The following is a 14,727-nucleotide window of genomic DNA, read 5'->3' as shown; positions in this document are numbered from 1 at the left end:
CGAGCTCGTCGGGGCGGTCAGGCCGGCCCGACGAGCCCGGCGACGATGCCGGCGGACAGCACGACCAGCGGCAGGCCGCCGCCCGGGTGGGTGGACCCGCCGACGAGGAACAGCCCCGGCACCCGGGCGGCGTTCGGCGGGCGCAGGAACGCCGCCCGGGCTCCGTTCGACGACCCGCCGTAGATCGAGCCGCCCACCGAGCCGGTGCGCCGCTCCAGGTCCGCCGGGGTGATCGTCTCGTACCACCGCAGCCGGGACCGCACGTCGAACCCGCGGGCGGCGAGGATGTCCAGGATGTGCCGGGCATACCCGTCCGCCAGGCCGGGCTCGTCCCAGTCCAGCCCGCGCGTGCCGGGCCGCCCCGCCGCCGGGGCGTGTGCTGCGGCGTGCGGCGCGGCGTTGACGAGGACGAACCATGCCTCGCAGCCCGGCGGCGCGCAGGCCGGGTCCGCCGGGGCGGCGATGTAGACCGCCGGGTCGTCGGCGAGGCGCCCGGCGAACACCGCGTCGAACTCGCCGTCGTAGTCCGCCGGGAAGGTGACCGTGTGGTGGCCCAGCCCCGGCGTGCCGCTGGACAGGGCCAACAGCAGCACGAACCCGGACATCGACGGGGTGGCCCGCCGGACGTGGCGCCGCCCGGCCCGGTCGTCCACCAGCCCCCGGTCCACCTGCCGGCCGCCCACCTGCCGGCCGCCCACCTGCCGGCCGCCCACCTGCCGGCCGCCCACCTGCCGGCCGTGCGCCTGTCGGCCGTAGAGCGATGCCGCGTCGACGTTCGCGACGACGACGTCGGCGGGCAGCAGGAGGCCGTCGGCGAGTCGCACCCCGTCGACCCGGCCGCCGGGCGTGCGGGTCACCTTCAGCACCCGGGTGTCGAGCAGGATCCGGGCCCCGCGGTCCTCGGCGCGCCGCGCGATCGCCTCGCCCAGCCGGCGCAGCCCGCCCGGCACATACCAGCCGCCGAAGCGGCGTTCGGCGTGCACCACCGAGACCAGGGCGGCCGGGGCGCGCCGGGGATCCGATCCGGAGTAGGTCGCGTAGCGGTCCAGCACCATCCGCAGGCGCGGGTCGCGCAGGTAGCCGTGGCCCAGGCCGCGCAGGCTGCGGCCGGGGGCGACCGCCGCGACGTCCCCGGGCGAGGCCCAGGCCAGCCGGGCGAGCCCGGCGGCGCGCACCGGGCTGCACAGGAACGGCTCCTCGGCGGCGTCGAAGACCCGTGCGGCCCGGTCGGCCAGGTGCCGCCAGTCGTCGCCGGCGCCCCCGCCGAGGCGTTCGTCGAGCTCGGCGGCGAAGGCGTCGTCGTCCGCGTGCGCGGCCAGCGTCGTGCCGTCGGCGAACCGGTAGGAGGCGATCGGGTCGAGGCGGCGAAGGTCCAGCTCGGCGCGCAGCGGCCCACCGGTCGCGGCGAACAGGTCCTCGAACACGGCGGGCATGGTCAGCAGGGACGGCCCGGTGTCGAAGCCGTAGCCGTCCCGCTCGTACCAGCCGAGCTTTCCGCCAATCCGCGACGACTGCTCGCAGACGGTGACATCATGCCCGGCGGCGGCCAGGCGGGCCGCGGCGGCCAGCCCGCCCGCCCCGGCGCCGATCACCACCACCCGGGCCACGGCGTCGACTCTACGAGCCGGCCCGCGGGCCGCGCCGCGGCGGGGGCGCCGTGACCGGTCGGCCCTTCCAGGCCGCGGTGCCGCGCCGCCGCCGCCACCACGACAGCGCCGTCAGGTATCCCAGCAGACCGACCGAGACCGGGTGGGCGGCGGCGTCCGGCCAGCTCCGCCCCCCGGTGCGCCGGGCGGCGACCACCCGGCCGGCGACCCCGGCGAGGTAGCCGGCCAGTCCGGCGCGGGAGCCGCACGCCGCCGCGGCGGCCGGCAGGACGAACAGCCACCACAGCAGGCCGACCTGCGCGGCGCTGGCCGCCGGGTTACCGCCGGCGGCGGCCAGCGACTTGGCGTAGCCGTCGCGCAGCTCGGCCCAGCCGGCGTACATCCGGTTGGTCGCCAGAGGGGTGCCGTCGACGACCACCCCGCGCCCCCCGGCGCGCTTCACGGCCCGCAGCAGGGCGATGTCCTCGAGGATCTGGTCGCGGACCCCGGCGTGCCCCCCGGCCCGGCGGTACGCCACCGCGTCCACGCACAGGAACTGGCCGCCGGCCGCGGTCAGCGACGGCCGCGGGGACCGCTCGGCCGCGCGCAGCGGCAGCAGGGCCAGCCATGACCAGGTCAGCAGCGGCTGGACGAGCCGCTCGGCCGGGCTCGCCGCGACCTGACGCGGATACGGCGAGACCAGGTCCAGCCCGCTGTCGCGCAGCAGCAGAACGGCCCTGGCCAGCCCGTCGGCGGCGAGGATCACGTCGGCGTCGACGAAGACCAGCACGGTGCCGGTCGCGGCGGCCGCAGCCCCGGCGCAGGCGTGCGGCTTGCCCAGCCAGCCGGGCGGCGGGCCGGCGCCGCGCAGCGCGACGATCCGCCCGTCGCGCCGCGCCCAGCCGGCGAGGATCCGCCCGGTCGCGTCGGTGGAGGCGTCGTCGTAGACGACGATCTCCAGGTCGGGCACGTCCCGCGCGGCCAGCAGGGCCGCCAGGCAGCCGTCCAGGTGGGCGGCCTCGTCCCGGACCGGCAGGATCACGGACACCCGCTCCGGCACCGGCCGGGCCGGCGGCGCCACGCGCAGCAGCCGGGCGTTCACCACCGCATGCACCGCGATGCCCATGGATGCCACCGCCGCTGTCCGCACCGCCGCTGCCCGCACCGCCCGGGCCCGCACCGCCACCCCGGCCCGGACCGCCGTCACCGCCACCCCCACCGCCCGGGATCGTCCGCTCTGCGATCGGCGCGCCAGGGCCGGAGGGCCACGGCCAGCACCGCTCCCATCGCGACGCCGCCGGTGACCGCGACGCCGGGCTCGCCGAAGAAGACGAGGTTCGCCAGCACCGACGACAGGTAGGTCCAGGCCAGCAGGGCCAGCGGGATGCGCTCCTCGCGGCGGTCGCGGCGGGCACGGTGCGTCGGGTCGGGCAGCGCGAGCAGGGCCGCGGTCATGACGGTGCCGACCAGCAGCCAGCCGAGGAAGTTCGTCAGCGGGATCCCGTTGAGCGCCGGACCGCCGCCGAGCCAGCGCCAGTGCCCGGCGGTGACCATCTGCGGGTCGAGGAACAGGTCCCAGGTGGCCAGCGCCAGGCCGCCGAGCACGGCGGCGCGGACCGGGGCGCACCGGTGCCGCCGTACCAGGACGTAGGTGGGATACGCCATCATCGCCCAGGCCAGCGGCACCACGACGGCGACGCCGCACAGACGGGGGCCGAGCGAGCCGGCGTAGTCATAGCGGCCGAACGGGACACCGGTGTGGACCCCGACCGTCTCCACGGCGAGCCCCCCACCCACGGCCACGGCGAGGAAGCCGGCGGTCCAGAGCGGGCCGCGGCTGGCCAGGGCGTGCGCCGTCGACGCGGCGAAGAAGAGCAGGACCGACGCGACGGCCAACGCGCTGCGCCCGGTGCTACCGACGAGCGGATAGGGGATCTGCACCGCCACCGTGGCCAGCGCGGGGATCCATCCCCAGACCGACGCTCGGCGCACGGGCGGTTCGCCCGGGATGCTCCGGCCGACGGGCCGGGTCGACCCGAGCGCCGTGGACGCCGGGCCGTGGAGGGTCACCGCACGGGTGCCGGCTGGTCGGTGTTGCCGGCGAGCTCGCCGTCGGGGCTCGCGGCCGACGGACCCCGCAGCTCCTTGCCGAGCACCGCGTAGGGGGTGAGCGTCCCGGGGAACTGGAAGTCCGACAGCAGCGGGACGAATCCCTCGCTGGCGTACAACCGGCGCGCCCGGCTGCCGGCGGGTTCGAGCGCGGACAGCGCCGCGGTCCGCTGCGGGACGTCCCGCAGCAGCTCCCGCAGAAGCTGACGGCCGATCGACCGGCCCTGGTAGGAGGGCAGCACGTGCAGCTCGACGATCTCGAGGCAGTCGTCGAGCCAGTGCGCCGCCGTGGCCGCCGAGGCCGCCGCGAGCGCGTCCACGACGACGTCGTGCCACCACTGGCCGGGCTGGCCGGGCAGCGCGTAGGTGATGCCGACGAGGGTGTCGTCGGGGGTGACGGCGGCGACGGCGAGCAGGTCGCGGCGGTCGAAGTGGCGACGCGCGTGCAGGGTCCGGTCCCGGGCGGCCCGGACGGGGTCGGCCTCGTGGTGATCGAGGAACGCGGCTTTGTAGACGGCGATCACATCGTCGAGCCGGGCCCGCATGCGGCTGGGCGACCAGCGGACCACGCTCACGTCCCCGTCCGTCACCGGCGTCGCCTCCTGTCCGTCCCTCGGCGCGTCGACCCGGTCCCGCGAACGGGTCTGGCGAACCAGGAGGTCGGGGTACACCAACACGTTGCTCGACGATAACGCGCCAGTTGCGGGGCGCGCCGGGCGACTGGAGTGCCTGCCACGTAACGTCATTACTCTGATGCGCAGGGCACTTTCTCCGGGATGTGCGGGAGGCCGATCCGGTCGCCCGCCATCGCGAGGCCCGCGCAGCGGGAGGCGTCGTCGAGCAGGTCCGCGACCAGGAGGGCGACGGCCGGAGCCTGCACCGCGCCGCCCGCGTTCGTCCCTGCGGCCACCAGGACCCGGCCGGCGTGGCCCGGTAGCGCGGTGACGAGGGGGAGTCCGTCGGGAGTGGTCGGACGTTCGCAGACGCGCACGTCGCGCACGTCAGGGCTGCCGTCGGCCCGCCGCAGCGCCGGAAACAGGCCGGCGATGGCCCGTTCGGCGACGTCCCGCAGCCCCGCGATCCCCGCCGCGGCGGCATGGCGCTCGGCCAGGCCCAGGTAGCCGAAGCCGCCACTGACGTGGATGAGTGTGCCGTCGGGGGACAGGGAGACGTTGATCACGCCGAGGGGGTCGCCGGCGTGGATCTTCGCTGGGCGGCGCAGCCCGGGGTTCGGCAGGGTCAGCGACAGGCCGAGCAGATGCGCCACCGCGCCGGCCCCGGGCCAGGCGGCGCCGAGCAGGCGGTCCAGGTCGCGGCCCCCGGTGGTGATCACGACGTGATCCGCCGGCAGCACCGAGCCGTCGTCGAGACGCAGCCGCACCGCCGGTTCTGGCTGCACCGCCGGTGCTGGCTGCCCAGCCGGGCCGATCTCGGCCCAGGTGGCGCTGTTCGTGCTGGGGCCGCAGCCCGGGTCGAGCCCACGCACCCGGACGCCGGCGCACACCTCGACGCCGAGGTCGGTGAGCCGCCTGGCCAGCGCCGTCGCCAGATCGTGGATGTTGACGGCGTAGCCGTCCACCTCGACCGCGCCCGCGATCTCCCGCACGCCGCCGGGCAGCGGCACCGAGTCGCCCAGGCCCGGCCAGTCCCGGGCCAGCGTCCCACCGGGCAGGTGGACGGCGCCGGTGCCGGCCGCGCGCTGGAGCCGTTCGCCCGCGGCGAGGTCGGCGGCACCGAGGTAGATCCGGGCCAGCCGGGCGTCCCGGCGCAGGCCGGCCAGCCAGCCCGCGCCGTCGACGGCGAACAGGCGCTCCCAGCCGCGCAGCCCCAGCCGGTTGAGAGCGATTACCAGCTCCTGGGTCGTCGCGTGCAGGCCCGGCCGGTCGGTGCCCCGGTCGAACGCCTCTGACCAGGCGAGCTCGGCCGCGCTCAGGGAGGCGGGGTCGCGCAGCCGCCAGCCGCCGTCCGCCGGATCGCGGTCGAGGATGCCGGCCCGGCCCGCGTCCGCCGGCGGCAGGGTCTCGGTCGCCGACAGGTGCCGCGCGTTGGCCCCCCCGAACGTCGTGCCCTGCCGGTCCGGATCCGCGCGATCCGCCGGCGCGGCATCGAGCACCCGGATCCGGCGGTACCCCCGCAGCCGCAGCAGCAGTGCGACGGTGAGTCCGACGATCCCGCCGCCGACGACCACCACGCCGTGGCCGCCCGCGGCGGGATCGTCAGGTGCCGGGTCCTCGTCGACCCGGCGGTCAGTGTCCCGGCCCGCGCCGGGATGATCGGGTTGTGGTCCGAGCAGGTCTGCGCCGGTCAGCTCGTCCAGGTCCGCTCGGCCGACCACGGCGAGCATGGCCTGATCCAGGTCGTCGTCGCAGGCGTCGGAGCGCATCGCCGCGGAGCACAGGGTGAACCCGGGGCGCGGGGCGCCGCCGTCACCGTCGATCCGCGCGGCCAGCAGCTCCCGCACCGGGGCGAGCAGCCGGGGGGCGTTGTCCAGGACGACCGTGAGATCACGCCGGTCGTAGGCGTCGAGCAGGGCGCGCTCGGTGAACACCTCGGGCTCGCTGACCGAGACGATCCGCTCGCCCGTGAACGCCTTGAGCTCCTGCTCATCGATCATGTCGACGGTCGCCCACGGCCCGGCGTGGACGAGCGGCACGGCGACGGCGACCGCGTCGGCGGCCTCGAGGACCTCCTCCACGGTGCGGGCGATCCGCACCCGGTCGGCGGGCAGCCGGTGGTGGCGCGCCCAGGCGTCCACCGACGCGGGATCGGCGACGAGGGAGGGGGAGTGCACGACCAGGCGCCAGCCCCGCGCGGCGCCGTCCCGGGCCACCCGTCCGTTGATGTTGCCGGCGCCGAGCAGCCCGAGGACGCCCGGCCGCCGTGGCTCCTGCTCTCGGGCGGGGGTCTGCTCGAGAACGGGGGTCTGCTCGAGAACGGGGGGCTGCTCCCGAGCGGGCGCCGCCGCCCTGCCGCCGGCGGGGCCGAACAGCCGGTCGGTCACGAACCGGGCGACGTGGCGGGCGTTGACCTCCGGGGTGTTGCGCACCTCGATCCGTAGCCGGGCGGCGGCGGCCGTGTCGACGGCGGCCAGCGAGGTGCCGCGGCGGACGAGCAGGAGCTCGCGGTCGGCGTCGGACCGCGCTGACCCCACCTGGCCCGGGCCACCCACCTGGCCCGGGCCACCCCCGCGGACGGGGCCGCCCGCGGGGGCCGGGCTGCCCGTGTAAGCCGGGCCCCCTGCGCGGACCGCCGCGGCCCATCGCCGCAGGGTGGTGGCGTCGACCGCGTTGGCGCCGACGACCAGGGTGTGCGGTCGCAGCTCGACCAGCGCGTCGGCGAGTTCGGCCGGGCGGGCCGCCAGCTCCGGGCGCAGGACCGCGCTGCCGGCCCGGGTGACCAGGTCCGCCACGCGGGTGCCCACCGCCGTGGCGATCAGTACCCGGCGATGGGGGATGGACCTGTGCGTAACCGGGGGGCGCGGCGCTGGACCGCGGGGCGTCGCTTCGGGGGGTGCCTGGCCTGCGGACACCTGGGCACCTGCGGACACCTGGGCACGTGCCTGGTCACGGGGCATCGGCATGCGGTTCGCTTCATCCGGTTCGTCGGGCTGCCTCATCCGGTTCGCCGCCGGACCTCCCCACCGTGGCGGACGTCCGTCAACGGGTTGTCAAACCGCCGAACCCGGTGCCGGCCCGGGGCGGCCGGGCGGGCACGGCACCTTCAACGGGCCGTCAACGTCGGAGGTCCTGGCATGGTCGGGAGGGCCTGGCATGGTCGGGAGGGCCTGGCATCGTCGGGAGGGCCTGGCGACGCCGGAAGGGCCTGGCAACGTCACGGGACCGTCAACGTCATCAAGGTCGGGGGACCGTCAAGGTCGGGGGGCCGTCAACGTCGGGTCGGGGAGCAGGGCCAGCAGCGGATCGCGTCCGCCGAGCGTGCCGCGGGAGCCGAGCACCGCGAACCGCGCGAACAGCTCCTCGCTGTACCAGCCGACCTCGGGGGTGCGGCGGACGACCTCGCTGTGCGCCGGCCGGCCGTAGGCGAACCGGCGCAGCGACGCCGCGTCCTGCCAGAGACTGAACGTCCCCTTCAGCCCGATCGGTGCCTCGCCGATCCCGGCCGCGAACAGCAGGCCCTCGGCCTGAGCAAGGTCCGCGACCACCGGCGGGACCGCGCGGCGGAACGTGAGCGTGTGCCGGGGGGCGACCCGGGCCCGAGTGATCACCGCGACCTTCGTGCCCGTGGCGGTGGCGGTCGGCGCGGCCGCGGCCGTGAAGTCGCCGAACGGCTCCCGCCGCGACCACCGCCCGCGCGAGGACAGCGGGTGCAGATCGATGCGCCACCGCTCCTCGGCCAGCACCGACCAGGCCCGCACCTGCGCGGACCGCTCGAACGACCGCGCCGCCGACGGCGTCTCCCAGACCGAGACCATCGCCCACTGGCAGGGGTCGGCGCCGCGCAGGCCGAGGCTGCTCGCCGAGCCGGTGCCGAGCAGCTTGGCGAACGTCAGCCCGGTGACGTGCCGCAGCGCGGAGCGGTCGGCGGCGACCCGGGCCAGGGCGTGGCCGATCCGGCGGCGGGGGACCCGCCAGAAGTCGACGGTCACCAGCAGGGCGGCGGGGTTGGCCGGGTTCATCGGGACCGCCGTTCTCATCGCGTTCAACTCCGCACCGAGGACAGTCGCAGCAGGCCGTCGCGCGCGGCCCCGTACTTCTGCGTGAAGGCCGTCGCCACCACCCCGGCGCCGGCGTCGTCACGCAGCGGTACCACCCGGGCGCGGCCGATGCCGGACAGCGCGTGCCGGCCGTTGCCCGCCACCGCCGCGACCAGGCCGTCCGGTCCGGCGTGGCGCAGCAGGGCGGCCAGCTCCGGGGAGGCGATGTACACCGCCCCGTCGAGCCGGACGAACTCGGCGCGCACGTCGACCGGGTCGGCGTCCGACCGAAGGACCTGCAACGGCACGCGCAGGTGGTCGTCCAGGGCGGCGCTGCCCGCCGGGCTCCACAGCCGCTCGAAGTGCTGCTCGACGAACTGGACGAGGGTCGAGGAGATCGTCGCCTCGTGCTGGGTCGCGGCGGCCGAGGAGTAGCCGACCGGGAAGCTCGACACGAGCGCGCCGGAGTCCCAGCGGTGATAGGTCGTCAGTGGCTGCTCGGCGTAGAGCCGCACGGCGAGGCGGGGACGCAGGACCGGGGTGAGCCGTTCCCGCAGCCCGTCCAGGACCAGCAGGTTCGCCCGGATCTCGGCGGGTACGTCGATGCGGTGCGACAGGTCGGCCGTCCGCGCCGCCGCGGCCGGCGAGTCCGGGTCGAGCAGCAGGATCTGGACGATCGCCCCGGCGTCGATCGCCGCCAGCACCGCGTCGGTGAAGGCGTCCCGGTGCGGCGCGGAGACCAGGTCCGTCCAGGTGTTCAGTAACCGCACGCTGCGCCGGGAGGCGGCGACCCGGGCGATGAAGTAGGCCGGCTCGAAGGCGCCGAGCAGCCGGCCGCCGGTGAACTGGGTCGGCTCGGTGGTGACCGGCGCGGTCAGCCGCTCCTCGGCGGCGGCCAGCTCCGGGGAGCCCTGCTGGCGTAGCAGCGTGATGCCCTGCTGCCAGGAACGCCGGGCCGCGGGATGGTCGTCGAGCTGGGCGAGGATGTCACCGCGGCGGACCAGTACACGCGGTTCCCACAGCGGATCGGGCAGCTCGGCCAGCAGCGGCAGGCTCTCGTTGTAGGCCGCAAGCGCCTGTTCGGGGCGCTCCCGGTAGCGGTAGAGATCGCCCAGCCGCCGCTGGGCCTGCGCCTCCAGCGGCAGGTTGGCGAGCTCCCGGGCGATCGACAGGCTCATCGTCAGGCAGGTGATGCCGTCGGCGAGCTCACTGCGGTCGCCGTGGGTCATGGCGAGGGCGACCAGCGTCTCCGCCTCGAGGCGGCGGGCCCCGGTCCGCCGCATCGTCCCCAGGCAGGTCTCGAAGTGGGCCAGCGCCGCGGCGAACTCGCCGCGGCCGCGGCAGGCGTCGGCGAGCCCGCGCACGGCCCGCGCCTCGCCCAGCTCCGCGCCGTACTCGGCGAAGATCTCCCGTGCCCGGGCGAATCGCTCCGTGGCCAGCGCCAGGCGCTCGAGCGCGTCCTGGGTGACCGCGGTGACCGCCACCGCGGGCTCGCCGTCGGGGTCGGCCCCGGCGGCGTCCAACCGCCAGAACGCCTCCTCGAACGTCAGGACGATCTCTCGCTCCCCGAGGCTGGTCAGCAGCTCGGCCTCGGCGAGGCGGTGCCCCGTGCGGCGGGCGGCGGCCAGGCCCAGCGCATGGGTGCGCGCCCAGTCGCCCCAGTGCGCCGCGAACGCGTAGAACTCCGCGGCCTCGACGGCGAGCAGCCAGGTCGGCTGGTCGAGCCCGGCCGCCTGCGCCTGCTCGACCAGGGCCAGCAGGTTCGAGCGTTCCCCGCCGAACCAGACCAGCGGCTGACGGACGACCTCGGCGAGGTCCGCGCGGGCGAACCGGGCGGCGGCCTGCGCGACGAAACCGGCGTCCGGCCCGTCGGCGGACAGGGTCCGGACGCGCCCGGGGCTGAAGGTGTCGACCGCCTCACGCAGCATCACCTGATAGGCGTACAGCAGTCGGCTCAGCGCCGCTCGGTGTTCACCGGACAACGTCGGCGGATCGTCGGGTTTCGCAGCGTCGGAGGCCCCGTGCCCGCCGTCGCCGTCGGCGTCGACGCCACCTTCGGGCGCGGCCGCCGGGGACCGCACGCCGTGGCCGTCCCCCGCCCGCTCCGCGTCCGCGGACCCCGGGTGGGCGCTCGGCGCCGTCGGCACGAGCTGGCCGATCGCCGTCCCGACCCCGGTCTCCCGCTCCCGGGCGAACACGCGCAGCAGGTCGTGGAACCGGTAGCGCTCCGTGCCGGTCGCGTCGACGCCACGCCGCTCCAGCAGTTGCGCGTCGGCGAGGCGGTCGACGACGTCCTCGGCCTCGTCCAGATCGACGTCGAGCACGGCCGCCGCGGCCCACGGCGCGAAGTCGTTGACCGCGGGCAGCGACAGCAGCCGGAAGGCACGCTGCTCGTCGGCCGGCCGACCCTCGTAGCTCAGCGAGAAGCTGGCCCGGATCTCCAGGTCGCCGACCTCCAGCCAGGACAACCGGTCCCGCTCGTTGGCGAGCCGGCCAGCCAGCCGCGCCAGCCGCCAGTGCGGGTGCGCGGCCAGCTTGCGCCCGGCGATCTGGATCGCCAGCGGAAGGTACCCGCACAGGCCGACGATGTCGCGCGCCGCCTCGGGCTCGGCCTCGACCCGCGCCGCCCCGACCACCTTGGCCAGCAGTTCCACCGCGTCGCTGGGGATGAGGACGTCGACCATCCAGTACGGCACGGTGAGCCCGTGCAGCCGCGACCGGCTGGTGATGAGCACGGCGCAGCCCGGGCTCGTCGGCATCAGCGGACGTAGCTGTGCCTCACCCGCCGCGTTGTCCAGAATGATCAGCACCTTGCGGGTGGCGAGCAGCTCCCGGTACATCTCCGCCAGGTCGTCCGGGTCGGTGGGGACCGCGGCCCGGCTGACCCCGAGCGCCTGGACGAACCGGGCGAGCACCCGCGTCGGTTCCAGCGGCTCGCTGGTGCCGCGCAGGTCCACGTACAGCGCGTCGGTGAACCTGGCGCGGATGCGGTGCGCGATGTGCACGGCCAGTGCCGTCTTGCCGGCGCCCGCCTTGCCGGCGAAGGCCGCCGTGACGGTGCCCCGGGCCAGGGCCACCTGATCGGTGAGCACGGCGTGCGCCCGGGCCTGGATGGTGTCCCGCCCGGTGTACTCCGGGGTGTCCGGCGGGAGCTGGTAGCCGCCGGAGCCGGTGGGCGCGACCTGGGCGGGGCGGCCCAGCGAGCGCGGCGGCGCCCAGGCGAGATCCGGCGCTCCGCGCAGCACGTCCTCCTGCAGCCGGCGCAGCATCGGGGAGTCCAGCCCGAGCTCGTGCAGGGCCTCCAGGCCGTCCCGGCAGGCCCGGGCGGCGTCCTCGGTCCGGCCGTCCCGGTAGAAGGCGACGACCAGCTCCCGGCGCAGGCCGTCGTCGTGCGGATGGCGGGTGACCAGCATCCGCAGGTCGCCGATGACCTCTCGGTGCCGGCCCAGGGACAGGTCGGCGGCGATCCGCGTCTTGGCCACGTCGAGCTGGAGCTCGGTGAGCGCCTCCGTGTAGCCGTGCGCGAACGGATGGTCCGCGACGTCGACCAGCGGCGGCCCCCGCCACAGCGACTGGGCCTCCTGCAGCGGGGCGATCGCGCTCACCGGGTCGCCGTCGTCCACCGCCCGCCGGCCCTGCGCCAGCAGCCGCCGCACCCGCTCGACGTCGATCTGCTCCGCCCGCACGTCGAGCTGGTAGCCCGCGCCCCTGCGCACCAGCATCCGCGGCGGCTTGTCGTCCGCCATCACCCGCCGCAGCTCGCTGACGTGAGTGCGCAGCGTGCGCAGCGCCCCCTCCGGCGGCGAGTCGCCCCAGATCACCTCCATCAGCCGGGGGATCGGCACGGCCTTGCCGGCCTCGAGCAGCAGGACGGTCATCAGGACCTTGCGCTGGGCGCCGCCCAGCGAGACGGGTTTCCCGGCCGCGGTGACCTCCAGCGGACCCAGGATGGCGAACTGCAGGCTGTCGCGGTCGGGCATCTGGTCCTCTCGTCACGGCCCCGGGGTGATGTCTGTTTATCGCAGCGTGCGCCCGCGGGGGAGCCCGCGGCAACCATCGAACCCCCGCGGGCGCTGTCGGTTCCGCGTCAGGACCGCCCCCGCGGTGATCCCGGCGCGGCGCACGGGACCTGTCAACGTTCGCTCAACGTCGGCGGTGACCGTGCGTGCACCGGTCGTTGACGTCTCTGTTGTGCACTCCGGAGCGACGAGAACCGAGGACGACGGACCGCCGGCAGTCGGCCGGCGCGGTAGGAGGTGTCGGGATCATGGCGATCGCGGTGACGAGGATCCTGTCGCGACGGCCCGGGGCGCCGGGGCGGGCGCCCTCGCCGGCGGGGGCGTCGGGGACGCGCGCCGGGGCGGTCGCGGGACGGCCCATGACCTGCACGCTGCCGTTGCCGGGGGTCGGCGCCGAGGCGGACGTCCTCCCCCGGCGCGCCGGCGGCCTGCCGCACGAGGTGGTCTTCCGGGTCACCGCGGCGAGCCGGTGCAGCGCGGTCCGGCAGGTGTGGGTCGAGACCGACGAGCAGGCGGTGCTCGCGGACTGGGCGTCGCGGGGGCGGGTCGAGCTGATGGCCGCCCGGCGCCCGTTCGTCCTGGAGCTGGATCTCGACGGCCAGGGTGTGCGGCTGGTCGAGCCGATGGGGCGGGTGCCGGTCGCGGCCTTCGCGGCCGACCGGGCCGGCGGCCGGGTGCGCCTGGCGGACGGCTGCGTGCTGCGGTGGCTCACGCCGACCCGCGGCGAGTTCGCCAGCGGCCTGGTGGGGCACCGCGAGGTCAACATCATCCGGTTCGCACTGGACGGGACGGCGCTCGTCGTGGCCGACCCCGACCTGCTCGCCCCGGAGGTCACCCGGGTGGTCCGGGCGTCGGACGCGGGTCCGGGGGATACCCATCGGGGGGATGTCCCGGACCCGCGCCTGGGCTGGGTGCCCGACGTGGTGGCTCTGCTCGTGCTGGCCTGGTTCCTGCGCCTGCTCGAGACCAGCACCGCCGTGCCGGCTCGCTCGCGTGTTCGAGAGCTGGGTGTTTGACGGGCCGGCCGGGAGGAGGTTACCTTCCAGGTGTTCGAACTTGTGTTCGACACCGGGAGGGTGTCATGGCCGTCGTGAGTCGACCTGTCAGCGGCGCGGGCCCCGCGGGCGGAGCCGTCGGGGTGGAGGGTACGTCCGCCGGGCGCGCAGCATCCAGCGGGCCGCCCGGACGGGCCCTCCTGCCCGCGGCGGGGCTGCCCCACCGCTCCCGGGACGAGCTGCTCGCCGCCGCCCGGCGCGGTCTCGGGGAGGCGGAGTACGCCCCCCGGGCCGGGGAGCGGTACGCCCTGGCCCATCTCGCCGCCCTGCGGGCCGCCGCCGCCGTGCTGGCGGACCGGGCGCGGCCCCGGCCGGGCCGGCGGGGCCGGCCGGTCAGCGCCTGGTGCCTGCTCGTGCGGGTGGCTCCCGAGCTCGTCGAATGGGCGGACTTCTTCGCGGCGGGCGCCGGTCGGCGGGCAGCCGCCGAGGCCGGCCTGAACGTGGTGGGCCGGCGGGAGGCCGACGATCTGATCCGTCTGGTCGACCAGTTCATCGGCGTCGTCGAGGGCGCGCTGGGGCTGCCGTCCCAGCCGGTGCTCGCCGGCACCGGTCCCGCCGATGCCGCGGCAGCCGCGGCCGTCCCGCCGCGGCGGGGTTAGCCGGCCGTGGCCGGTCCGGCGGCGCTGGCCGCCCTGCAGGAGGTCGCCCGCGGTGCGGCGCCGCGGGTGGGGGACACCGGCGAGCGCCTGCTGCCCGTGGTCCCCACCCTCGCCGCGATTCTTCCCGAGGCGGGGCTGCGCCGGGGGACGACCATCGCCGTCACCGGGTCCGCCTCGCTGCTGCTGACCCTGCTGCGTGGGCCCTCCCAGGCGGGCGCGTGGTGCGCGGTGGTGGGTTTCGCCCAGCTCGGAGTGCTCGCCGCCGCCGAGGCGGGCATCGTGCTGGAACGCCTCGCCCTGGTCCCGGTGCCGGGCCAGCGCTGGCCGGTGGTCGTGGCCGCGCTGCTGGACGCCATGGACGTGGTGGTGGTCCGTCCGCCGGCCCGGTCCCGCCCGGCGGACGGTCGGCGGCTGACCGCGCGGGCGCGCGAGCGCGGCGCCGTCCTGGTCGCCGTGGACGGCTGGGAGGGTGCCGATCTGCGGGTGGCCGCCGTCGAGCGGCGATGGGACGGCCTGGGCGCCGGCCATGGCCAGGTGTGCGCACCCAACCTGCTGGTGGAGGTGTCCGGGCGCGGGGCGGCGCGCCGCCCCCGCCGGGCGTGGCTGACCGGGGCCGGTGCGCCGCCTGCCTCGGTCCCGCCGGCCGTCGAGGCGGGTGGGACGGTGCCCGCGGTGGTGCGCGCCCTTCCGGTCGAGGTGGCCTGA

10 protein-coding genes are annotated in these 14,727 nt (G+C 76.6%); 3 read left to right on the top strand and 7 right to left on the bottom strand.

What is annotated here, in order from left to right; all coding sequences use genetic code 11:
• Positions 1-17 precede the first annotated feature (17 nt).
• The 7 genes from AC5R91_RS09840 to AC5R91_RS09810 form a co-directional block, all read right to left on the bottom strand.
• Positions 18-1,607 carry a phytoene desaturase family protein gene (locus tag AC5R91_RS09840; protein ID WP_495396837.1) on the bottom strand — a complete coding sequence of 530 codons (1,590 nt, stop codon included), beginning with the start codon at positions 1,605-1,607 and terminating at the stop codon, positions 18-20.
• Positions 1,608-1,617: 10 nt separating this feature from the next.
• Entirely contained in the window at positions 1,618-2,793 is a 1,176-nt protein-coding gene (locus tag AC5R91_RS09835) for a glycosyltransferase family 2 protein (RefSeq protein ID WP_495396836.1), read from the bottom strand.
• Entirely contained in the window at positions 2,790-3,578 is a 789-nt protein-coding gene (gene cruF / locus AC5R91_RS09830; RefSeq protein ID WP_495396835.1) for a bisanhydrobacterioruberin hydratase CruF, read from the bottom strand. The genes AC5R91_RS09835 and cruF overlap by 4 nt, the downstream gene beginning before the upstream one ends.
• A 74-nt stretch (positions 3,579-3,652) precedes the next feature.
• Positions 3,653-4,240: a GNAT family N-acetyltransferase gene (locus AC5R91_RS09825; RefSeq protein WP_495397931.1), complete on the bottom strand. Its 588-nt coding sequence runs from the start codon at positions 4,238-4,240 to the stop codon at positions 3,653-3,655.
• Between the two features lie 200 nt (positions 4,241-4,440).
• Positions 4,441-7,116 carry an NAD(P)/FAD-dependent oxidoreductase gene (locus AC5R91_RS09820; protein WP_495396834.1) on the bottom strand — a complete coding sequence of 892 codons (2,676 nt, stop codon included), beginning with the start codon at positions 7,114-7,116 and terminating at the stop codon, positions 4,441-4,443.
• A 447-nt stretch (positions 7,117-7,563) separates the two neighbouring features.
• The gene (locus AC5R91_RS09815) at positions 7,564-8,349 is read right to left on the bottom strand and encodes a spheroidene monooxygenase (protein ID WP_495396833.1); all 786 of its coding nucleotides are present in this window, start codon (positions 8,347-8,349) and stop codon (positions 7,564-7,566) included.
• A 5-nt stretch (positions 8,350-8,354) separates the two neighbouring features.
• Positions 8,355-12,329, bottom strand: a complete 3,975-nt coding sequence (locus AC5R91_RS09810; protein WP_495396832.1) for a BTAD domain-containing putative transcriptional regulator — start codon at positions 12,327-12,329, stop codon at positions 8,355-8,357.
• A 398-nt stretch (positions 12,330-12,727) separates the two neighbouring features.
• On the opposite strand from AC5R91_RS09810, the gene AC5R91_RS09805 reads away from it, so the two are divergent.
• The 3 genes from AC5R91_RS09805 to imuA' all read left to right on the top strand — a co-directional run bounded on the left by AC5R91_RS09805 (position 12,728) and on the right by imuA' (position 14,727).
• Complete coding sequence (locus AC5R91_RS09805) at positions 12,728-13,384, top strand: hypothetical protein (protein WP_495396831.1); 657 nt, start codon at positions 12,728-12,730, stop codon at positions 13,382-13,384.
• 65 nt (positions 13,385-13,449) lie between these two features.
• Complete coding sequence (locus tag AC5R91_RS09800; RefSeq protein WP_495396830.1) at positions 13,450-14,022, top strand: SAV_6107 family HEPN domain-containing protein; 573 nt, start codon at positions 13,450-13,452, stop codon at positions 14,020-14,022.
• 6 nt (positions 14,023-14,028) lie between these two features.
• Positions 14,029-14,727, top strand: a complete 699-nt coding sequence (gene imuA' / locus AC5R91_RS09795) for a DnaE2-dependent mutagenesis accessory factor ImuA' (protein ID WP_495396829.1) — start codon at positions 14,029-14,031, stop codon at positions 14,725-14,727.

This window comes from Frankia sp. BMG5.60, from assembly GCF_059428125.1.
The sequence above is the reverse complement of the archived record's forward strand: the minus strand, read 5'-3'. Positions and strand labels throughout refer to the sequence as shown.

What these genes read in the sequence shown, in the direction of transcription:
- AC5R91_RS09825 (WP_495397931.1), bottom strand. Translation starts at nt 4,240, where the DNA reads ATGCGGGCCCGGCTCGACGATGTGATCGCCGTCTACAAAGCCGCGTTC.
- AC5R91_RS09815 (WP_495396833.1), bottom strand. Translation starts at nt 8,349, where the DNA reads ATGAGAACGGCGGTCCCGATGAACCCGGCCAACCCCGCCGCCCTGCTG.
- AC5R91_RS09810 (WP_495396832.1), bottom strand. Translation starts at nt 12,329, where the DNA reads ATGCCCGACCGCGACAGCCTGCAGTTCGCCATCCTGGGTCCGCTGGAG.
- AC5R91_RS09805 (WP_495396831.1), top strand. Translation starts at nt 12,728, where the DNA reads ATGACCTGCACGCTGCCGTTGCCGGGGGTCGGCGCCGAGGCGGACGTC.
- AC5R91_RS09800 (WP_495396830.1), top strand. Translation starts at nt 13,450, where the DNA reads ATGGCCGTCGTGAGTCGACCTGTCAGCGGCGCGGGCCCCGCGGGCGGA.